The organism is Alteromonas australica (assembly GCF_000730385.1).
Classification (GTDB): domain Bacteria; phylum Pseudomonadota; class Gammaproteobacteria; order Enterobacterales; family Alteromonadaceae; genus Alteromonas; species Alteromonas australica.
This window is the reverse complement of the sequence record NZ_CP008849.1, coordinates 3,789,278-3,810,179: the sequence shown is the minus strand read 5'-3', so window position 1 is coordinate 3,810,179 and position 20,902 is coordinate 3,789,278. Positions and strand designations below refer to the sequence as shown.

General features: G+C 45.9%; 15 protein-coding genes. 4 read left to right on the top strand and 11 right to left on the bottom strand.

Going from position 1 to position 20,902, the window contains the following annotated elements:
- The first annotated feature begins 46 nt into the window (after positions 1 to 46).
- Positions 47 to 1,375 (top strand): HslU--HslV peptidase ATPase subunit, encoded by a 1,329-nt coding sequence (hslU, locus tag EP13_RS16560; RefSeq protein ID WP_044058246.1) that lies wholly within the window; start codon positions 47 to 49, stop codon positions 1,373 to 1,375.
- Positions 1,376 to 1,416: 41 nt separating this feature from the next.
- Here hslU and EP13_RS16555 read toward each other — a convergent pair whose 3' ends face one another.
- The 5 genes from EP13_RS16555 to EP13_RS16535 are packed head-to-tail and all read right to left on the bottom strand — an operon-like array spanning position 1,417 to position 6,343.
- Positions 1,417 to 2,334: an ATP-grasp domain-containing protein gene (locus EP13_RS16555; RefSeq protein ID WP_044058245.1), complete on the bottom strand. Its 918-nt coding sequence runs from the start codon at positions 2,332 to 2,334 to the stop codon at positions 1,417 to 1,419.
- 51 nt (positions 2,335 to 2,385) lie between these two features.
- Positions 2,386 to 2,580, bottom strand: coding sequence for a hypothetical protein (locus EP13_RS16550; RefSeq protein ID WP_044058244.1), 195 nt, complete (start codon positions 2,578 to 2,580; stop codon positions 2,386 to 2,388).
- Positions 2,581 to 2,625: 45 nt separating this feature from the next.
- Positions 2,626 to 2,922, bottom strand: a complete 297-nt coding sequence (locus EP13_RS16545) for a helix-turn-helix domain-containing protein (RefSeq protein ID WP_081869527.1) — start codon at positions 2,920 to 2,922, stop codon at positions 2,626 to 2,628.
- Positions 2,919 to 5,087 carry a peptidase domain-containing ABC transporter gene (locus EP13_RS16540; protein ID WP_044058243.1) on the bottom strand — a complete coding sequence of 723 codons (2,169 nt, stop codon included), beginning with the start codon at positions 5,085 to 5,087 and terminating at the stop codon, positions 2,919 to 2,921. The genes EP13_RS16545 and EP13_RS16540 overlap by 4 nt, the downstream gene beginning before the upstream one ends.
- A gap of 2 nt (positions 5,088 to 5,089) precedes the next feature.
- The gene (locus tag EP13_RS16535; RefSeq protein ID WP_044058242.1) at positions 5,090 to 6,343 is read right to left on the bottom strand and encodes an HlyD family secretion protein; all 1,254 of its coding nucleotides are present in this window, start codon (positions 6,341 to 6,343) and stop codon (positions 5,090 to 5,092) included.
- Between the two features lie 361 nt (positions 6,344 to 6,704).
- Between EP13_RS16535 and EP13_RS16530 the strand changes: the two genes are divergently transcribed.
- On the top strand, positions 6,705 to 8,249 hold the full coding sequence (locus EP13_RS16530; RefSeq protein WP_044058241.1) for a hydroxymethylglutaryl-CoA reductase: 1,545 nt from the start codon (positions 6,705 to 6,707) through the stop codon (positions 8,247 to 8,249).
- Between the two features lie 111 nt (positions 8,250 to 8,360).
- On the opposite strand, the gene EP13_RS16525 is transcribed toward EP13_RS16530, so the two are convergent.
- The 6 genes from EP13_RS16525 to EP13_RS16500 all read right to left on the bottom strand — a co-directional run bounded on the left by EP13_RS16525 (position 8,361) and on the right by EP13_RS16500 (position 17,851).
- On the bottom strand, positions 8,361 to 11,708 hold the full coding sequence (locus EP13_RS16525) for an amidohydrolase family protein (RefSeq protein WP_044058240.1): 3,348 nt from the start codon (positions 11,706 to 11,708) through the stop codon (positions 8,361 to 8,363).
- Positions 11,709 to 11,801: 93 nt separating this feature from the next.
- Positions 11,802 to 13,151: a glutathione-disulfide reductase gene (gorA, locus tag EP13_RS16520; protein ID WP_044058239.1), complete on the bottom strand. Its 1,350-nt coding sequence runs from the start codon at positions 13,149 to 13,151 to the stop codon at positions 11,802 to 11,804.
- A 199-nt stretch (positions 13,152 to 13,350) separates the two neighbouring features.
- On the bottom strand, positions 13,351 to 14,661 hold the full coding sequence (locus EP13_RS16515) for a response regulator (protein WP_044058238.1): 1,311 nt from the start codon (positions 14,659 to 14,661) through the stop codon (positions 13,351 to 13,353).
- Positions 14,662 to 14,750: 89 nt separating this feature from the next.
- A complete protein-coding gene (locus tag EP13_RS16510) occupies positions 14,751 to 16,418 on the bottom strand; it encodes a sensor histidine kinase (RefSeq protein WP_044058237.1) in 1,668 nt (555 codons plus the stop codon).
- Between the two features lie 13 nt (positions 16,419 to 16,431).
- Positions 16,432 to 17,259, bottom strand: a complete 828-nt coding sequence (locus tag EP13_RS16505; protein ID WP_044058236.1) for a phosphate/phosphite/phosphonate ABC transporter substrate-binding protein — start codon at positions 17,257 to 17,259, stop codon at positions 16,432 to 16,434.
- Between the two features lie 31 nt (positions 17,260 to 17,290).
- Positions 17,291 to 17,851: a response regulator gene (locus tag EP13_RS16500; RefSeq protein WP_044058235.1), complete on the bottom strand. Its 561-nt coding sequence runs from the start codon at positions 17,849 to 17,851 to the stop codon at positions 17,291 to 17,293.
- Positions 17,852 to 18,090: 239 nt separating this feature from the next.
- On the opposite strand from EP13_RS16500, the gene prlC reads away from it, so the two are divergent.
- Together prlC and EP13_RS16490 are read left to right on the top strand one after the other, a co-directional pair.
- The gene (gene prlC, locus EP13_RS16495; RefSeq protein WP_044058234.1) at positions 18,091 to 20,127 is read left to right on the top strand and encodes an oligopeptidase A; all 2,037 of its coding nucleotides are present in this window, start codon (positions 18,091 to 18,093) and stop codon (positions 20,125 to 20,127) included.
- A complete protein-coding gene (locus EP13_RS16490; RefSeq protein ID WP_044058233.1) occupies positions 20,127 to 20,816 on the top strand; it encodes a DNA-3-methyladenine glycosylase I in 690 nt (229 codons plus the stop codon). The genes prlC and EP13_RS16490 overlap by 1 nt, the downstream gene beginning before the upstream one ends.
- The last annotated feature ends 86 nt before the right edge of the window (positions 20,817 to 20,902 follow it).

Sequence of the window (20,902 nt, the reverse complement as noted above, 5' to 3'; positions counted from 1 at the left end):
CACCTATGTTTGTGTAACACAAACACCAAATGAAAAGGGTTTATGCATGTCTGAAATGACACCAAGAGAAATTGTTCATGAACTGGACCGTCATATAATCGGTCAGCAAGATGCCAAACGTGCGGTCTCTATCGCGCTGCGAAACCGCTGGCGTCGTATGCAACTTGAGCCAGAGCTTCGTCAAGAAGTGACGCCTAAAAACATATTGATGATTGGCCCCACTGGTGTGGGTAAAACCGAGATAGCTCGTCGATTAGCAAAACTCGCGAATGCGCCTTTCATTAAGGTTGAAGCCACGAAGTTCACCGAAGTAGGCTATGTAGGGAAAGAAGTAGAAACCATCATTCGTGATCTTGCTGATATTGCCGTTAAGATGACCAAAGAAAACGAAATGAAAAAAGTGAAGTTTCGCGCCGAAGAAGCCGCGGAAGATCGCATTCTTGATGTGTTGATCCCCCCGCCTGAAGATGCATGGGGCAAAAAAGAGGAAGTGGAAGATCGCGGCACACGCCAAGCGTTTCGCAAGAAGCTACGTCAGGGCGAACTCGACGACAAAGAAATTGAAATTGATGTTGCTTTGCCTCAAGTGGGCGTAGAAATTATGGCGCCGCCGGGCATGGAAGAAATGACCAACCAGCTTCAAGGCATGTTCCAAAACCTGTCTGGCTCACAAAGCAAAAAGAAAAAGCTGAAGATTAAGGATGCGTTCAAGCTTTTGATTGAAGAAGAAGCTGCTCGCCTTGTGAATCAAGAAGACTTGAAAGAAAAAGCCATTGAATCAGTAGAGCAACACGGCATTGTGTTTGTGGATGAAATCGACAAAATCTGTAAGCGAGAAGGCAATACCTCGGGTGATGTTTCTCGCGAAGGTGTGCAGCGCGACTTACTGCCTTTAGTCGAGGGCTCAACGGTTTCAACGAAGCATGGAATGGTTAAAACAGACCACATTTTGTTTATTGCTTCTGGTGCATTCCAAATGAGCAAGCCATCAGATCTTATTCCTGAACTGCAGGGGCGCTTGCCCATTCGCGTGGAGTTATCTGCGTTGAAGGTTGGAGATTTCACCCGTATTCTTACCGAACCTAATGCGTCGCTAACGGCCCAGTACAAGGCGCTGATGAAGACAGAAGGGGTAGATGTAGAATTCGCTGAATCAGGTATTCAGCGTATTGCAGAAGCGGCATGGCAGGTGAACGAGCGCACCGAAAACATTGGTGCACGTCGTTTACACACTGTATTAGAGCGCCTCATGGAAGACATTTCTTTTGATGCCTCAGAAAAAAGCGGAGAGTCATTCGTTATCGACGCTGACTATGTAAATAGTCATTTAGAAAGCCTGGTTGATAACGAAGATTTATCCCGCTTTATCTTGTAGTAACAAGATAAACCGCAACAAACGGCCTCTAGCAGGGGGGCTTATTGAGTCAGTACCTTAATAAGTCGCCCTGTCATATCCATGCCGGTTTGATTCTCAATCGTGAGAAAGTCAGGGCAGGGATCAGCATCTAAAAAGAAGTAGTCTCCTTTGGCTGTTTTACGCCAGTTGATAGTGCACCAATGCATATCTAAGCCTTTACAAATAGCCACGCATAGCCGTTGAATATCTGCCGGCGTGATGACGATAAGGGGTTTATGGTGCTGGCTTTCAGCAGTTTGCGTATCATGACTTTCTATTTGCACACTTAACACTTCATCGCCAAAGACATAACTGCGTATATTTATTCCCGGTACATACGCTTGCAACATAACAGGGCGAGAGAGTAAAAGTTGCGACAACTGATGTCTAAGTTGTGTCCCTTTGTGTAAAAAGTGTGTGGTTTCCCCCCCTCTAATGGGTTTGTAAATGACCTCTCCCATGTTGTTGCAAAATTGAAAGGCGGCAATTTCAGAGTTGCCCACAAAGGTATAGGGTAAATGGGCACCTAAGTGCGCAGCCACCTGCATTTGAGACGGTTTGCATTGGTGTGCACGAATGGCTGAGATGCCGTTTACCCACTTAATGTCGCTAAAGTTAAACCAGCATAGCAAAGCGCTGGTAACTTCCTGATCAATCCATTGTGCTTGTTTAGGATCTTCATGGGGCATTGCCGGCGGGAGGTATTGATGCCAGTAAACTGCATGCACTTCTGATAAGGTCATGCGGTTATTATCAAGGGGATAACTGTCTAAAAAATGCAATAGACCGTCATGGAAATCGGGGTCATAGGTAAGCTGCCAATGTTTTCCAAAATATTGAGTATTGACGATGATAGGCTCATGTCCTTCTGATTTTAATGCACTAGCCACATGGATTACCTGTGGCTCGTTTTCACTTCCAAGTAATGCAATTTGCATAGAGATTCCTAGGTAAAATATAACATGGAGGACAACTTAACCTCCTTCAGCTCACAGGTTTTTGTCAAAAAAGTAGCCACTGCCATGGCGGGAATCCCTGTCATAAATGTGGGTTACCGGGTAGGTAACCACAAAAAGGGGAGGGTTGACGTTAGCTACGCCTACCGCGCGGGTATATCCTCCGCTCACTTGTTGAATGCTGGCTTCGTTAAGCACTTGCATGCCCGTTGTGTTTGAATGGTTCATGATTGTTTCCTTATTAGTGAGTGTTAAAAGTAAATAGGCTAGGGTTTATGCCTCGCCAAGTTGATAAAACGTTTTAAAGCAAGCTGCGATAAGCGCAGTACGGCTATTGATGTTGAGCTTTTTGTATATATTGGCGCAGTGAAATTTAACCGTTCGCTCGCTAATAAATAATTCAACGGCAATTTTTTTGTTGGGTAAGCCTTCTAAAAGCTTGGTGGCCACTTCAATCTCGCGGCGAGATAAAGAGCTGATTGCGTGTGTCAGCGCAGGGTTTGTGTGAGCCATAGTGTAAATAGGCATAGCGTTAATAATAGCTTTTCTGGGTTCTCTTACTTCCTTCATCGTGTTTCTCCGGTGCTGTTTTGTAGTGCATTGTTGGCGACTGTATTTGTGGTGGGGGTTGGATCTAATCGGTGTAAATTTCCTTGGGATAATTGGTAAACGGTATCGGCTTGCGCAATCGTTTGGGGACGATGGGCAACCATTATCCGAGTGATATTTAACGCTTTGAGGTGGCGGTTTATGTGGCGCTCGTTCTCTACGTCAAGGTGGCTACTCGCTTCATCTAAAAAAAGAATGTCTGGCTGCTGGTAAAGGGCTCTGGCAAGTAACAAACGTTGCTTTTGACCGCCGCTTAAACTACTACCCATATCACCAACAAGGGTGTGGTATTGCATAGGCATCGCAGTAATTTCATTGTGGATGCAAGCGAGCTGCGCCACGTCAAACAGTCGCTTATGATCCACGTTTTCATCAAAGCAACTTATGTTGTCTGCAATGGTGCCACTTAAACACATGTCTTCTTGTAAAACGGATGCTACCCTTGGGCGACGGGGCGAACCAATATGCTCTACTGCGCCCGATGACGGTGCATAAAGCCCCATTAAACATTTCAAAAAGGTACTTTTGCCGCTCCCACTCGCGCCCACAATGGCAATAAACTCTCCCCTATTTACGGTTAGGTTTATGTTTTCAAACACTGTGGGGCAATGATCCCCATATCGATACGCAAGATTTTCTGTTATCACGTGTTTATTAGACGTGGCGCTGTGAGTGGTGTCTGAATGGGGGGCAGTTGGCGTATCGTGAACCAAAGGGCGCTTGTCTGGTGCGGTAAAGACAATGTCACTCAATCGAGAAAGGTGAACGCCAAGCATATTGAGCTCAATAAAGGTATTGACTAAGTTGTCCAGGGCACTGCTAAAGCGAGTTTTGTAAGCGATAAAGGCGAGCATCATGCCAATGGTCATGGCATTGCCCATGACCATGGACGCGGCAATATACACCACCACAATATTTTCTATTCCAAATAAGAGTTGATTTGCCGCCGCGTTACCCACTCCCACTTTTCCTAAGTTCACATCTTTGTTCAAGGTGGCTACCAGCTTATTCTGCCATTGGCCATGGCGTTTAACTTCTTGTTGGTAAACACGAATAGGTAAGATGCCACGCATGCTTTCCATAAAGTGACTTTGCTCGGTGGCCGCCAATGAGATTCGTTCCGTCGTTAAGCGCTGCATTAAAGGCAACAAGGCAATGCGTAAGGTTAAATAAATGGTCATGACGCCCAGTACTACCCAGGTCAGCGTAGTTGAATACACTGCCATAACTGCTAGGGTGATAACGGCCATTAATCCATCTAAAAGGGCAGTGACTAAGCTGGTGGTAAGAAACTCGCGAATGTTGGCTAGCGATCCAAATCGAGACACTAGGTCACCTACGTGACGTTTGGCGAAATAATCAAGGGGCAAAGACAGCAAATGCTTAAACACTGAGGCAGTGAGTTGCAATTGCAAGCGGGTTGAAAGGGTCAGTATGAGAAAACGACGGACAATATTGGTGATTACGTCCATCAACAAAAGCAGGCCAAACCCCACTGCAAGTGCAACCAACAAGGCGGTATTGTTGCGCAACAAAACGTCATCTATAACGGTTTGCATGTAATAGGGAGAGGCAAGAGAAAACACCTGTATGACAATGGACAGGGCCAATAAAGTGAGCAAATTTCGCTTAAATCCCAGGGTGCGCGAGAAAAAATCCCTTAGCGATAATGTCGGTGCGGACGTTACGGGTTTAAAGGTGTCGCTGGGGGTCACTTCTAATGCAACCCCTGTTACGTGATCGCTGGCTTCTTTTATGGGAAGCGTGCGTTTGCCGTAAGCGGGGTCGTGAATGGTAATGGTAGTATTGGTGCAGCGTGTGAGCACCACAAAATGCTGCATATCCCAATGTAAAATGGCGGGGCAGCGTAACTGAGTCAGCTCGTTCAACTCAATTTTTAGTGCCCGACTTTGCAAGCCTAAATCATCGGCAATGTGCATTACGTCCATGAGAGTCACCCCCCGCAGCGACACAGAGGTATGTAGCCGAAGCTGGGTCATGTCTCGGCTGTCACCGTAGTGCTGCGCTATCATTGCAATGCAGGCCAGTCCACATTCCGCGGCTTCTGATTGCAGAACCAAGGGCGTAGATTTGCGGGTGGAGAAACGCAGGGTATTTAAATGCACGGCTACAGTCTCCCTGTTATGCTGTAAACAGGTTCCAGTAACCACTCGAGTAAGCTACGTTGGCTTAGGGACACATCCGCCGAAAATGTCATGCCTGTGCGTAAAGGTACAGACCTGCCATACGCTTCTATGGTAGAGCGGGCAATCGCTGCTTTTACTAAATAGGCAGGCTCTTTCATTGGCACCGGAGCATGGCTCCATTCGCCAGGCAATACTAAGGCTTGGGACACGCTTAATATACTGCCTTCTTGAATACCAAATTTTTGATGGGGAAAGGCGTCGTAACGAATGGCTAATGCTTGGCCTTCTTCAATAAAGCCCGCCGCGCTCACCGGCACCAGTAAGGTGGCTTCAATCTGAGCATGGAGAGGCGTAATACTAAGTAGTGGATACCCTTGTTGTATATTCAGACCAGGGTAAGCCTGAAGTGCAGACACCACGCCATCTCGACTGGCGTATAGGGTGTGAGAAGCAGCCTTTGTTAAGGTTAACCGCTGACTATTAAGGTCGCTTATTTGGTTTTCAATTACCACAATGTCCCTGCTATAGGCTTGTGGCAGTTCCGCTAATTGATACTCTAAGCGATGAATGTCGGCTTGTTTAAGTTTGACCTCGCGAATGGCCTGTTGCCACTGCTGTTTGGCCTGAATAACCGCAAGCTTGGATTGTTGGTATTCAGCACGGCTTATGCTGGCACTAGCAATCAGCGCGGTTTGGGCTTCTAATTGATGGGAGGCAAGTTGATAGCCTTGATACGCTAAGTCACTTAAGCTGCTTAATGCTCGCTTATCAGTGTTCGCATGTTCTAATGCTTGAACTAACTGCGCATTTTCACGGCTGAATTGTTGGGTGCGCAAGCGTAAACTTTCCGATAATCGAGACAGCTTTTTATCTAGTTCTTCTTGCTGTTTCCCTTCTATGCTTTTCCCCTGTGTGTGTTGCACGCCATAATCGATGCTTAATAGTGCATTGCCTTGTTGCACCTGTTGACCTTCTTCAACAAATACCGCCGACACTCGCCCTTTTCTTGGCTCGGCATAAATTTTTTCAACACCCTCTGAAGGAGACAGCCAACCTGACACAGTGGTTTTTCTCGCGTAACTGCTGGTACTCAAGAAAACGCCAATCGCGAGCAACCAAAAAATCAGGAAAAAGGTAAACCAAACATAGGCAGGCTTTGGTGTCATCAATAAGGTACCTTCAATCGGCGACCTTTGATAACGTAAAGCTTGCTGGCGGAATAAACCTTTTCTCATGCGTTGCTCCTAAAAAAGTGATATTCAGCTGCCACTTCCTTAGTGGCCAATGAACCATAGCGAGCCGGTGGGCGTTGCTTACTTGTTGTTGAACTGAATATCCAAAGTGGTCAGGTTTTTCGTTGACGTTGAAAAGCATAATGGATGTGAAAATAGTGGGTGACCTAACTTAAGTCAGCCTCTTTGGAGGGGAGGTATAGCCTGGCGTTGGCGCATTTTTTAATGCTTCGTCCCAAATTTAAATGTTGAGGAAGTGCAATGAAATTGAAAAAGTTCAACGGTACTGTACGAAGTTTGTGCTATAAAAAATTAAGCACACTGATAAAAATATTACCCACCGACTTTTGAAATAGGAATTCACATGTTTGTACCGAGTATTTTATTAAAACAGTTGTATACCCATGGCAGTCTTACTAAAACAGAAAAGGGAATTTCGTTTGCTTTAAAAAATCGGTTGAAAGATGCCACGTTAAAAGAATTAAAATGGATATCGTTGGATGGTGAAAAAGTAGCAACCCATAAAATAACCTTACAAACGTCGAAAGACAGCCACATTTCGGTGGAGGAATTGCACAAGAATAAAGGCATGCCTTTTTCGCTGCGGCAAACCATCACGGTGCACGTGGCTCTCGACCAAGCAGTTAGCCCTGAAAAAAGGAAATTAGGTATTTGTTTTTCAGCGTCACCGTTTGGCAAGCTTAAATTTGAAGTTGAAGATAACATTACTGAAGCCACCAAGCGCGGTGGCCACATTCCACGAGATGACTTAGATGATTATGGCAGCGCCATGATTCAGGCTCGTCAAGCCTATTTTGAGAGCGCTACCGGTAATAAACTCAATCATGTGGCTAAATACTCCATCGATCCTAATGAATTAAAGGGGAATATCGAGCACTTCATTGGCGTGGCTCAAGTGCCTATCGGGATTGCTGGGCCGTTAACTATTCACGGCGAACATGCCAAAGGAGACTTCGTTGTTCCTTTGGCTACAACGGAAGGTACGCTGGTGGCGTCGTATAACCGCGGAATGAAGTTGCTTAATATGAGTGGTGGCGTAACCGCAACCGTGGTGGATGATGCCATGCAACGAGCCCCGGTTTTTATTTTTGAAAATGCCCGAGGCGCGAGAGATTTTGTCGCTTGGGTTAAACAGAACATGGATAAAATAAGAGAGGAAGCTGAAGCAACATCCAGCATTGCCAAACTCACTTATGTTGACCACTTCCTATCAAATAAATTTGCCTTTTTACGGTTTAACTATAAAACCGGTGATGCCGCAGGGCAAAACATGGTAGGCCGAGCAACCTTTGCTGCCTGTGGATGGATTTTAGATAATTACGAAGGGATTAAAAATTTTTACTTAGAATCTAATTTCGCCACTGATAAAAAAGCGTCACAAATTAACATCATGCGAACTCGAGGCAAGCGAGTAACGGCAGAAGCCACGATTAAACGTGAGCATTTGTTGCAGGTTATGCGGGTAGACCCTAAACAAATTGATTATCACGGACGGGTTGCAGGCGTGGGATCGTTCCTTTCTGGTGTCAACAATACTGGTTTACACTCCCCGAATGGCATTACAGCGATGTTTATTGCCACGGGTCAGGACGTGGCGAATGTCAGTGAGTCATCAGCGGCCATGATGTATTCCGAGCTCACTGATGAAGGCGACCTCTATGTGTCTATTACCATTCCCTCATTAATTGTTGCCACCTACGGAGGCGGCACAGGTATAGGGACACAAAGAGAATGCCTCGAGCTTATCGATTGCTATGGCAAAGGAAAGGTGCATAAGCTTGCAGAAATAGTGGCCTCTGTTGTGCTAGCAGGTGAAATCTCTCTCGCCTCCGCCATTAGTTCTTCCGATTGGGTATCGTCACACGAACAGTATGGCCGCAACAGATAAGCCAATAAAAAAAAGCCAGCGTTCAAAAGAGCGTTTTCCTTTGCGCGCTGGCTTTTCGGCTATTAGGGGTTAACCTCTAATTTATAAACTGCTTTCACTGGGGTTTGGGGGTTAGTGTTCCCAGTGATAATGATGGGCTTTTGCTTCAACTTCATCGGCAGTTTGTTGTGGCATAAAAGTGGCGTTGTCTTGTTCAAAGAAAAATGGCTTACGTTTTTTCTTACTGCCTACCTCGTTCATGGTTGCAGACTCATAAACTCGGCCATTAAGCACCGTATATTCAACAAATTCACTTTTTCTAATGTCGCTAAGTACGTCGCCATCAATAACCACCAAGTCAGCGAGCTTGCCCGTTTCAATGCTACCAATGTCTTTGCTCATCCCAAGGTGTTTTGCACCATCAATGGTGCCGCCGCGTAGGGCCTCCCAAGGGGTGAAGCCACCTTGTTGCATTATCCACAACTCCCAGTGTGCGGCTAAGCCTTCACGCTGTCCATGAGCACCAATGTGCACACTTACACCATTATCTCGTAAGGTTTTTGCGTAACGGGCCACGTTTTGGTGGTTGTATTGACTTTCCGGTGCAGTGGGCCGGCGAATAGCACGCTTATCTAACACCGTGCTGGGGGTATAACGGAGAAGGCGAGGGTTTTTCCACACTTCTGTTTTATCATACCAATATTCTTCTCCCATCATGCCGCCGTACGACACCACGAAGGTCGGTGTGTAACCAAACTTCGTGGCTTTCCACAATTGGGTTACGTCACTGTACCCCTTTTCAATAGGAAGGCTGTGTTCTAAACCTGTGTGACCATCTACCAACATGGTTAAGTTTTGCTGTAACTTCCCGCCCCCTTCAGGTACCACCATCATTTCTTGATTCTTCGCTGCCCACAGAACCTGTTGGCGCTGGTCGCGACGAGGTTGGTTGTAACTTTTTACAGAAATGGCACCGGCCTCTTTAAGACGTTCTACGTGGAAGTAAGCATCTTCATAATTATTAATAATGGCTTTGTAACCTAAACCTTCAGCGCCATACAGAATGGTGCCGGTAGAATAGATGCGTGGCGCTACAATATGGCCAGTACGTTGTAGTTCGGCGGCCGCCATTATTTCTGTGGTGTCGTTGGATGGGTCGTGAATGGTGGTCACCCCAAACGACACATTGGAGTACTGTTTCCAGTTTTGTTGAGGAATAATCTCGTTGCGCCCTTGTGAGCCATGGGCGTGAGCATCAATTAAACCAGGAATGATGGTTTTCCCCTGAGTGTCAATTTGCAACGTGTTATCGGGGATGTCTACTTCGCCTCGTTTGCCCACAGCCGCAATGCGATTGTCTTTTATCAGGACCACACCATCTTCAATAACTTCTTGCGTGCTATCCGCATCACGCATGGTCACTATCTTGCCCCCCATCAAGGCGGTGTAACCTGTAGGTTTATCGGCCTTGGTGGTAAAGGATAAATCAATTCCATCAGCTACGGGGTCTGGCAGCGTTTCAGGCGCGCCATCAACAAAGGCGAATGCCTCATCAAGAGAGCGCGTAAATAAGGTTGGGCCGTTAAACCAGCTTACTGTGCTGTTGTCAGCAGACCAGGTTAAATACTCACCCGCACGACTCGACAACTGCGTCACGGGTAACGAAGTCATGTTTGGCCCTACCGTGATTTTCTTACCGTTTTCTACAAAGGGCGTGACGTAAGTTTTAAATTGATACACAAACGCCACCCACTTTTTATCATGTGAAAGTTTGTACTCACTTACTTTATCTGCGCCATATAAGTGAGTGCGTTTGTCATTTCCTTTTAAATTTACGCTTGAAAGTTGCGTTTCATAATACGCTTTTCCGCCGGCCGATTCGGTAAAAAATATGCGTTCATTATCACCGGCAAAGTGCGCGTTGTACCCGCTGTCAGCCACTTTTTCTACTGTGTCATTTTTCAGGTTTGCCACATAAATTCCGGGGTCCACTGAATACTTAGGATCAAGTAAGCTGCCGCCAGTAAATTTACGAAAAACCACCTTTTTACCATCAGTTGAAAAAGACGGTTCAATGTAGTGTCCAGGTTGCACGCTAATGACTTTGCCTTTGCCGCCACGGGCAGACACCACGCGAACGGTACCTAAATCTTGGTCGTTCCACGTAGTATAAACGATAGACTTTCCATCATTTGAATAGCGAGGGTAATATTCATCGTGGTCGTTCTGTTTGGTCAGACGCTTTACTTTACCTGACTTCACATCTCGTACGTACAACTTACCTAGCGCTTGAAATAAAATGGTTTTTCCATTGGGTGACATCTGCGACCAGCGGGTCATTTTGACCTCAACGTTATCCGGTGCTACATCGACTGGGAAACGCAGTGCATCTGCAAATTTTACTGTGGTATCAATATGCACATTAAGGGTTTCGGTTTCTTTCGAATCGACGTCAATGATGTGAAATTTACCACGGCTCCAATAAACAATGGCCGATGCGTCTGGCGTCCAATCAAAATAAGTGAAGTAACCTTCTGAACCAAATCCTTCCTGCATGTCACGCTCTAAGGCGAAAGTCAGTGGTGTTTCAGTGCCGGTTTTAATGTCTTTTAGAAAAAGCGCTGTTTTATCTTTCACTCTGCGAACAAACGCGACGTATTTGCCATCTGGCGAGGGTGTAGGAACTACGGCGCCGCCGGTACCGCTAATATATCGGCGTTCGTCGCCACTTTCGCGGTCGTATAGGGTGATGGCAAAAATGCCCTCAAGAGGGTCACGGTTGTATTCGAATCGGCTGCCCGGAACGGTGTTTTCAGTGAAGTAAATGTAGCGACCATCATGAGAAAAGGCAGGGTCGGCAATATTTTGCTGATCCCGTTTCCCACTGTTTCTTGCTTTTATTTGAAGGCCATCTCCACCCGACTTGTGATACATCCAAATCTCGCCCGCTGGAATGCTTCGGCTAGACATTATGCCTTTAGTCACTACCAAATATTCGCCATCTGGGCTCCATTTAGGCGCATGAATAATATTTTTCTTTTCACGGGTAATTTGTTTTAGATGAGTACCGTCAATATCCATAACCCAGACATTGCTTAGCCCATCACGGTCTGAAACAAAGGCAACTTGCTTGCCGTCAGGAGAAATTGCGGGGTGAATATTCCACGCGAAATCCTGAATGAGTGGGGTGGCGTTGCCACCTTTTATATCCACTTTGTATAAGTCACCCAACATATCGAAAATCATGAACTTGCCATTGGGGGACACGTCAAGGCTCGACCAAGTGGTTTCATTGGTAGAAATGGCAACCTCGTTGAGTTTGAATGGCGGCTGGGTGACTTGCCAATTTTCTACATCATACTTAGATGTTTCTGCGAGGGTATCCACAGTGGTGTTGTCGTCAGATGGGGTGGCTGCTGTTTGGGCACTCAACCCTGCGATAAGTGCAGTACTTAGCAGCGCTATCGTTGTTTTTATCATTGTCGTTATTCCGCTTTTTATCATTATTGTCCAGACAGGAAACTAAAAAGGCAGCCGAAGGGCTGCCATTTTTGTCACTGGCCGCTGTGGCGTTTATGTCATCGTAACAAACTCTTCCGCACTTGTAGGGTGAATGGCTACACACGCGTCAAAGTCGGCTTTGGTTGCGCCCATTTTTATGGCCACGGCGAAACCTTGTAATATTTCATCCATACCATGGCCAATACCGTGCAAGCCCACCACTTTTTCTTCTTTACCTGCACATACTAACTTCATTTTAGTCAGCTGGCGATGACGGGTTACCGCGGTATACATTGATGCAAAGCTAGAGGTGTAAACTTTCACTTCACTTTCGCCATAGGCCTCAATGGCTTCGGGTTCTGTTAATCCAATGGTGCCAATTGGCGGATGACTAAACACCACCGTAGGTATGGTGGAGTAATCCATATGTGCGTCTTTTTGGCCGTTAAATAGGCGCTCGCTCAGCAGGCGGCCCGCTTTGACTGCAACAGGTGTTAACTCTGCCTTACCGGTAATATCGCCAACCGCATAGATATTTTCCGCTGTGGTGTTTTGGTACTTATCGACCTTTACCATACCTTTGTCAGTTAGCTCAACATCGGTGTTTTCGATGGCAATAACGTCCGTGGCAGGCTGGCGGCCAATGGCCCAAATGAGACAATCTGCTTCAAGAACTTCATCGTTGGTCAAATGTATCGATAAAGTGCCATCATCATTACGCTCTACCTTTTCCACGCTAGCATGGTTATGCAACGTACAGCCTTCAGCATGAATCATATCGACCAGGGTTTCATGGATCAAAGGGTCAAAATGACGCAAAGGCGCATGCTTTCGCACCACTAAGTGAGTGTCTGTACCTAAGCTATGCATGACACCAGCAAGTTCAACGCCTATGTAACCGGCGCCAACCACGACTGCCCGTTTAGGTTGCTCTCTTAGCGCGAAAAAGCCGTCTGAGTCAATGCCGTGCTGCGCCCCTGGAATGTCAGGAATAATGGGGCGGCCGCCCGTCGCAATAGTAATATGGTCGGCGGTATAATGTTCGCCATCAACTTCAATGGTTTTATTGTCAATGAAGGTGGCGAAGCCACGGATAAGGGTAACATTATTGGCCGTCAATGCTCGGTCGTATGAGGCATGGATACGCTCAATATAGGCTTGGCGGCTGGCAATGAGGCTGTCCCAACTGAACGTGTTCAACGTAACATCGAAACCATATTCTGGTGCGTATTTGTGAATTGCTTCAGCAACTTGGGCACCATACCACATGGCCTTTTTAGGTACGCAGCCCACATTGACACAAGTACCACCAATATCTTTGGCTTCAATAATGGCAACGTTTTTACCATGTTTAGCTGCACGGTTGGCAGACGCGATACCGCCGCTTCCACCGCCAATACATATATAATCAAAATGAGTCATTCGAGATGCCTTTTTATCCATAGGGCGATAAATAATAAGTTTATTGTTACACGAAATGTGCGAAAGGCACACTCTGTTCACCATCAACAGACCGCAATAGTCGACAAACGCTTACAGGATGCAGATGCTAAAAATAATAAATCCAGTGCGTATCACTACGAACTGGATTTTAATTTGATCAAGGGTTGATCCACCATGTTCAGCTTTCTGTCACGGCCGACTCTTGTTTTTCAGGCTCAATTAAGATACTGAATGGCTTACCCTTTTCTTTTTCAAACATGCGCAATTTATGGATAGTTGCCTCACTAAACACATGGCCTTCAGGCAGAATGAGTATATGGCTATCATTGTATAAATTCTGTGATAGCACCATACCGGCTTGCAGTTGAGTGGCTTGCAGTGTGGCTTGAATGTGCTGAGGTTTGCCAATGTCTTCTGCCTCAAGCAAAAGCGAGAGTATTTCACCGTCGTAGCGTGTGTTGGTGTGCTTTTTCATCTCTAATTTCGCATCACGAGCCAGCATTTCTACTCCGCTTAATCGCCCTGTCACTAAGCGCCAGTAATCGCGGGCAATGGCCAAAACGCGAGAGCCGATAGGAATTTCCTTGGCAACTTTGTTGTACAACCCCGAACCATTAAAGTGCTCAAACTGGTACTCAATAATTTCTGACACCGGCAGTAAGTCATGTGCAGGGGCTAAAATAAGCGCCGCCTGTTTAGTTTGAGACAAATAATTCTGTTGCTGTTGATAGTTAAGTTTGCCAAAGGGCGCAAGGAAGTCATCGGTGTGTAAACCGAGTAACCCAAGTTCGCCAATGAGGCCTGCATAACCAATACGCTTTACCTCATCTTTGTCGAGTTTTGCCATTTTGGCGAGTTTAGTCGCCAGTTCGCTTACTTCAATGGCAAATTTGCCGTCAATATTGGGGTTGATACTGATGACATTGAACAGCACCTGCTCCATCGCAAGGTTATGCTTCTCAATTTTGTTTAACGCGGCTTTTATTTGTCGAGTGCGTTTTTGTACCATGGTTTCAAGGGAGGTGTTTATCTCTTTGAGTTTCTTATTTTGCAACCGTGTCAGGTGCTGTAAGCGTAAATTCTCCGCTTTCAATTTAACCCGTTCTAACCCTTCCTCTATAACGCGAATAAGCTCTTGGTTGTCCCATGGTTTTTGAAGGTAACGGTGAATTTTCCCTTGGTTAACGGCTTTTATCGTTGATTCAATATCGGCATAGCCGGTCAGCACAACCCTGAAGGTGTCAGGGTAGCGAAGCGCGACTTGTTCAAGGAGTTCAGCCCCCGACATCTGTGGCATCTTCATGTCTGAAATAACCACATGCACGTCTTGACTGGACAGCAATTCAAGGGCCTTTGCGCCGCTTTCCGCTAGCAATAAGTTAATGTCTAATGTGAAAAGTGCGCGTTTAATGGCGCGTAAAATATTAGGTTCATCATCCACAAACAAAACGGTAAAGATGACTTTTTCTTGTGCCTCATTTCCACTCATTACGCACCACCTCATTATGTTTGTGTGTATTTGCGCCAGCGTCCACAAGCAGCATTAACATGCTTAAAGAAGTAAACATAGCAGTAGGTTTACGCATTAGAAAGTGCCTCTTCGTTATTCTCTGGGTCTATAGGTAAGCGAAGAATAAAACAGCTGCCTTTACCCTCTACGCTGCTTGCATCAAGTGAACCGCCATGCTCTTTTGCAATACCAAATGAAATTGACAGGCCTAAGCCTGTACCTTGGCCTTCGGGTTTCGTGGTGAAAAAGGGGTTAAACAGCTTGTCTAAATGCGACGCTGGAATACCACAACCCGTGTCTTCTATTTTAAGTTCAACCATATTGTTGTTCACCGAGGAGGTGACCGTAATGGTTCCGTTTTCGTCGCTGCTTTCTATCGCTTGCCCCGCGTTAATTAAGAGGTTTGTTACCACTTGAGAAATCTTCCCGACATTTAACGGTATCATGGGCACATTGCCTAAATGCGTTTCTACCGTACAAATGTACTTAAGCTGGTTGTTTACCATGGTTAACGTAGTACGCACGCAATCGTTTATGTTGTAGAGTTGCTTTTCTTCACTGTCGATACGTGAAAAGAGTTTCAATCCTTTCACAATTTCTGCTACCCGTAACATGCCTTCTTTCGAGTCAGACATTAGCTCGTTTATGTCACCGTTAATAAAATCCATGTCTTGCTTGGCTAGTAATTTGTCTAGTTCTTCTAGCGCAGCTTTACGTTTTTCCTCATTCTCCTGATTCAGCACAGAAGCTATCTGCGCAAATATCATTTGATAGGTTGAAATATAACTGCTTAAAGTTGCTAAGTTACTGCTAACAAAGCCTATTGGGTTGTTAATTTCGTGGGCTACACCCGCAGCCAGTTGACCCACCGACGCCATTTTTTCAGCCTGCAACAACTGTACTTGTGCGTCTTTTAAATCTTTATTCGCGTTTTCCAGTTGAAGGTTTTTTTGATTCAATAACTGGGTTCTGTCTTTTACTTTTTGCTCTAAAGAGCTATTGAAGTTTTTAAGCTCATCTTCCACTTGTTGGCGTTGGGTATGCTCGTCTTTCAGTAAATTGACGAGCTGATTAAATGCCTCTGCCAATTCGCTAAGCTCATCTTTGCCTCTTACCTGCACGGTAATGTTTTGATAGTTCTTATCTTTTACTGCAACGGCTAAATGCCGGGCGCCGGCCCTTAACTGCCTAAGCTGCGCCATTAGGTACGAACCTAAAAAGAACGAAAATAGGGCGACCAAGGTAAGTTCGAAGGCGGCCAAGGCATACGTCCAGCTTCGAACCCGTGTTATCGCATTATTGATTTCATTAACATTCATGCCTAACTCAACGTGGCCATAAAGGGTGTCGTTAACCTGAATAGGGGCTGAAATTTCGTAAACGCCGTCTTCCGCCGAACGTACGTTTTTGTCTGCATTAAATGGCCTTTGCAGGGCATCAAGGTCGCCTTTTTCAACGTATACCTTACCAGCGCTGTTTTTTATTCGAACATAAGCAATGCTAGGGTTGGTGAGAACCTCGAAGGTATCGGCTTCTAACGATGCCAAATCCAAGCTTAAAAACGCATTTTTGGTGGTGGAGACAAATAAATTTGCGGTTGTATTTGCCGATTTCTCTACGCTTTCGTCAACCAATTGATTCAATAAACTAAACACGGTGGCTAACAGAAAGGTCAATAAAATAGTGGCGATGATAGCCATGCCAGCAATTGTTTTTGTTCGAAGAGACAGGCGCATAATTATGTTCTCGTTACAAATGCGGTCGAGCTAACGATGTGATGCCTAATGCCCTCACATCATCCCAATCGCTATTGTGCGCGCCTTCAAACTGCGTAAATCCCATTTTGTGAAGTAACGCTTGTTTACTCTCATCGGCCGATAGTGCTAAAAACGCTTTTTCCAACGCCATGCGAACGTCCTCGGAAACATCAGGGTGTGTGGCAATGGCATGGGGGGTAAAGCCCGGGCTTTTCCACAATACACGTAAATTCTGTTGAGTGGCTTCATCGATAGTGCCTAACGTCCTCATTATTCCTCCGCCCGCAGGAAAAAACTCTCGCACTACGTTTAGGTAAACCGAGTCGTGTGAATACACGTAGTGCGGATTTATCGAAATATTTTGCTGGCGTAAATGTGCGCTAGGTATAATTGTAGCAGCAAATGCGGCAGGTGCTGGAAATGCCAACCGCATGCCGTTTAACTCATCGAGCGTTTGAATAGGGCTATCCGCTCTCACTACAATAATGCCGGTGATTTTTTTATCTTTCTGTTTTACCAGCGCTTGATATCCTGGTGAGTCGCTAAAAACGACATAGTGGTAGGGGTTCATATACGCAATGTCGTAGTCACCATTTGCCAAGCGTGCCTCAAAGGTGGGTATGTCTTTTGCCGTTTGAAATTCAATAGAGAGGGAGGTGCTTTCTTCCAGGCAATCAATCAAGGGTTGCCAGGTTTCCGCTAATTTTTTAGCTGATTGCTGGGGCACAATGCCAAAGGTTAGGGTTTCGCACATGGCCACACTCACCACGCAAAGCAGTGACAGGCAAATTGATAACCTAAATATGTGTCGTACAACCATAGCCAACCTCGTTAAATCAACGTCTCACGCTTTATTGCGTCATAAACTGCTCAATAATCTGAGTAAGGTCATGATTTGAAAACGGTTTCTGTAGTGTGGCGTCAGCACCCAATTCAATGGCTTTTTCAAGGCTTGCGTCATCTAGCGCTGAAATAACCAAAATCTTTAGGTGTTTGTGTTTAGTCTGTTGACGGGTGAATTCAATGACACTGTACCCGTCCATGCCCGGCATACTTAAATCTAGTGTCATCATTTTGGGGTTTTGCTGGCTAAGCATAACGCCAGCTTGAAAACCGCCTGTAGCAATTTGGGTTTCAAAGCCCGCACGACGCGCCACCCGTTGGATAGACTTTGCTACAGGCATTTCATCATCCACAATCAGTATTGAGGGAGCAGCATCGCTCATCAACGCCTCTGGGATGGGCATGCCGTGGTCGTTGAGAAACTCAATAAAGTCATCTACGAGAACACGGTTGTTTCCTCTGCCAGGCAGTTTAAAGCCCTTGAGCTTGCCGCTTTCAATCCATCGTATAACTGTACGTAAATTGACATCGCAATAGGATGCAATTTCACCGGACGATAATGTTTTCATTGCACCATCTCTTTGAGTGACTCAGTAATGTATAGCATTGAAAATCTAAGTGACAAACTAGACATAAGGATAGGGTGCGACATTTGCGACAGCACAAGTCCATGAAAATACAAACTAAACTGTCTGATAACCGCTAACGTAACAGTTTTAATTGCCCGTTAATTGTTTGTCGTGAGACTTGCTTTTACGGCTACCGACCCAACATGTTATTGATATGAGCAAATAAGAGTGAATGACGTATGACAACACCCGCGATTGAAAAGGTAGACGGCCTTCCATTGTTTTCTGCAATTGAGCCGAAAGACATAAAGCCTGCGATTGAAAAGGCAATTGCCACCTGTAAGCAGGAAATAGACGAGGTGGTGGCATCAAAAGACTATAGCTACGCAAATTTGGTGTTGCGCTTAGAGGAAGTCGACGACAAACTCAGTAAAATGTGGTCGCCGGTTTCCCATATGAATTCGGTGGTCAGCAGCGACGAATTGCGCGAAGCCCATGATGCGTGCCTACCGTTATTGTCAGAATACGGTACTTGGGTAGGGCAGCATCACGGTTTGTATCAGGCATATGAAGCACTTAAAGCCTCTGAAGAATACGCAACGTTAGATGCGCAACGTAAAAAAGTTATCGATAACGCTATTCGAGATTTCACCCTTTCTGGCGTGGCATTACCCGAAGACAAAAAGCAGCGGTTTGCGCAAATACAAGCCAAGCTAAGTGAGCTGTCGTCAACCTTCTCCAATAATGTGATGGACGCGACCATGGGGTGGACAAAGCACATTACCGATGAAGATGAGCTAGCCGGTATGCCTGAATCAGCAAAAGAAGCCGCCGCTCAAGCTGCCCACCAAAAAGATCTACAAGGTTGGTTGTTTACCTTAGATATTCCCTCTTATTTACCTGTGATGCTATACGCAGACAACCGTTCGTTACGTGAAGAAATGTACCGCGCGTATGCCACCAAAGCCTCAGATCAAGGGCCAAATGCGGGTAAGTGGGACAACACGGCTATTATTAAAGAAATTTTGGCGCTGCGTACCGAGCTTGCCCAATTACTCGGGTTTGACAGCTATGCCGAGCGTTCTTTGGCCACCAAGATGGCAGAATCTACCGAGCAAGTTGAAACTTTCTTGCGTGACCTTGCGGCTAAATCTAAACCGCAAGCTGAGCATGAATTGCAAGAAGTGCGGGCATACGCAGAACAAACCCACCAAGTCACCGATTTGCAGGCATGGGATCTACCTTACTACAGCGAAAAGCTTAAACAGGAAAAGTACACCATTTCTGATGAAATGCTGCGTCCTTACTTCCCTGAAGACAAAGTGTTGTCGGGGCTATTTGAAGTGGTACACCGTCTTTATGGCTTAAAGATTATTGAGCAACCTGGTATCGATACTTGGCACGACGATGTGCGTTATTTCACTATTACCGACAGCGCGGATGCGTTGCGCGGAAGCTTTTATCTCGACCTCTACGCGCGTGCTAAAAAACGGGGTGGGGCATGGATGGACGAATGCCGAGTACGCCGTGAAACAGCCAGTGGAGAAATACAGCTTCCCGTGGCTTACCTAACGTGTAATTTCAATGCTCCTATTGGCGACAAACCTGCGTTATTTACCCATGATGAAGTTGTTACGCTGTTCCACGAATTTGGTCATGGTATCCACCACATGCTGACTAAAATGTCGGTGGCGGGGGTTTCTGGAATAAACGGCGTGCCTTGGGACGCCGTCGAACTTCCCAGTCAATTTTTGGAAAACTGGTGTTGGGAAGAGGACGCGTTGAACTTTATTTCTGGTCATTATGAAACGGGTGACCCCCTTCCAACCGACTTGCTAGATAGAATGTTGGCTGCCCGGGATTATCAATCTGCTATGCAAATGGTACGTCAACTTGAGTTCAGTCTCTTTGACTTTCTATTACATAGCCAAGACGGCGCATCGGTTGATGTACAACAAGTACTGAATGCCGTTAGAGATGAAGTCGCTGTGGTAGTGCCGCCTTCATTCAATCGTTTTCAACATAGTTTCGGTCACATATTTGCCGGGGGCTATGCAGCAGGCTATTACAGCTATAAGTGGGCAGAAGTGCTGTCGGCTGATGCTTACAGTAAGTTTGAAGAAGACGGAATTTTTAATCGCGAAACGGGTAAATCCTTCCTTGAAAATATCTTGGAAATGGGGGGAAGCAAAGCACCTATGGATTTATTCGTGGCCTTCAGGGGGCGTGAACCACAAGTGGATGCCCTACTCAGACACAGCGGGATTAAAGGTTAATGGCGGAAAAGTTCGCGCAAATTTACACGCGCGCTTGTGAACGAAAAGGTGGCGAGGCGGCGGTGGAAGCATTGCTTAGTACGCCCCTTTCCCGTGCCGACGTGGCCAAATTGAGTGATCATCGATTTCTCTCTGCCATGACAAAAAAGGTTTTTCAATCCGGATTTGTATGGCGTGTTATAGAGCAAAAATGGCCCAACTTCGAAGCGGCATTTTTTGACTTTAACATAGACAAAGTCTTGTTGATGCCAGATGAAATGCTCGAACAAAAAGCGTCTGACCCCAGTATTGTTCGTAACTACAAAAAAGTGATGACGGTTCGCGAAAATGCCCTAATGATTAAGGATGTGGCGCGAGAACACGGAAGCTTTGGACAGTTTGTTTCGTCATTTTCTGCTGAAAACATCACAGATTTGTGGCTGTTCCTAAAGCAGCGCGGGGCGCGGCTAGGAGGCAATACAGGCCCGTATATGCTGCGAGCAATGGGGGTCGACACCTTTTTATTTTCCAGCGATGTTGAAGATTATTTACGTAAACAAGACATCATTGATGGTGGGCTAACTAGTAAGAAAACCCTGACGGCTGCCAATGCTGCCTTTGCTCAGTGGCAACAAGAAAGTGGTCGGTCGCTACAAGAGCTGAGCCTACTGGTGGCTTTCAGTTGGGGATCAAACCAGCGCAGGGTTTAATCCTGCGCTTTTTTGCAAGTAAAGCGCTGTTTCTCACCGTAACAATCCTATACACTTTAGCCTTTAGCTAGTAGCACGAACAGGAA

What these genes read in the sequence shown, in the direction of transcription:
- EP13_RS16515 (WP_044058238.1), bottom strand. Translation starts at nt 14,661, where the DNA reads ATGAGTGGAAATGAGGCACAAGAAAAAGTCATCTTTACCGTTTTGTTT.
- prlC (WP_044058234.1), top strand. Translation starts at nt 18,091, where the DNA reads ATGACAACACCCGCGATTGAAAAGGTAGACGGCCTTCCATTGTTTTCT.
- EP13_RS16535 (WP_044058242.1), bottom strand. Translation starts at nt 6,343, where the DNA reads ATGAGAAAAGGTTTATTCCGCCAGCAAGCTTTACGTTATCAAAGGTCG.
- EP13_RS16510 (WP_044058237.1), bottom strand. Translation starts at nt 16,418, where the DNA reads ATGCGCCTGTCTCTTCGAACAAAAACAATTGCTGGCATGGCTATCATC.
- hslU (WP_044058246.1), top strand. Translation starts at nt 47, where the DNA reads ATGTCTGAAATGACACCAAGAGAAATTGTTCATGAACTGGACCGTCAT.
- gorA (WP_044058239.1), bottom strand. Translation starts at nt 13,151, where the DNA reads ATGACTCATTTTGATTATATATGTATTGGCGGTGGAAGCGGCGGTATC.
- EP13_RS16555 (WP_044058245.1), bottom strand. Translation starts at nt 2,334, where the DNA reads ATGCAAATTGCATTACTTGGAAGTGAAAACGAGCCACAGGTAATCCAT.
- EP13_RS16545 (WP_081869527.1), bottom strand. Translation starts at nt 2,922, where the DNA reads ATGAAGGAAGTAAGAGAACCCAGAAAAGCTATTATTAACGCTATGCCT.
- EP13_RS16490 (WP_044058233.1), top strand. Translation starts at nt 20,127, where the DNA reads ATGGCGGAAAAGTTCGCGCAAATTTACACGCGCGCTTGTGAACGAAAA.
- EP13_RS16525 (WP_044058240.1), bottom strand. Translation starts at nt 11,708, where the DNA reads ATGATAAAAACAACGATAGCGCTGCTAAGTACTGCACTTATCGCAGGG.
- EP13_RS16500 (WP_044058235.1), bottom strand. Translation starts at nt 17,851, where the DNA reads ATGAAAACATTATCGTCCGGTGAAATTGCATCCTATTGCGATGTCAAT.
- EP13_RS16530 (WP_044058241.1), top strand. Translation starts at nt 6,705, where the DNA reads ATGTTTGTACCGAGTATTTTATTAAAACAGTTGTATACCCATGGCAGT.
- EP13_RS16550 (WP_044058244.1), bottom strand. Translation starts at nt 2,580, where the DNA reads ATGAACCATTCAAACACAACGGGCATGCAAGTGCTTAACGAAGCCAGC.
- EP13_RS16505 (WP_044058236.1), bottom strand. Translation starts at nt 17,259, where the DNA reads ATGGTTGTACGACACATATTTAGGTTATCAATTTGCCTGTCACTGCTT.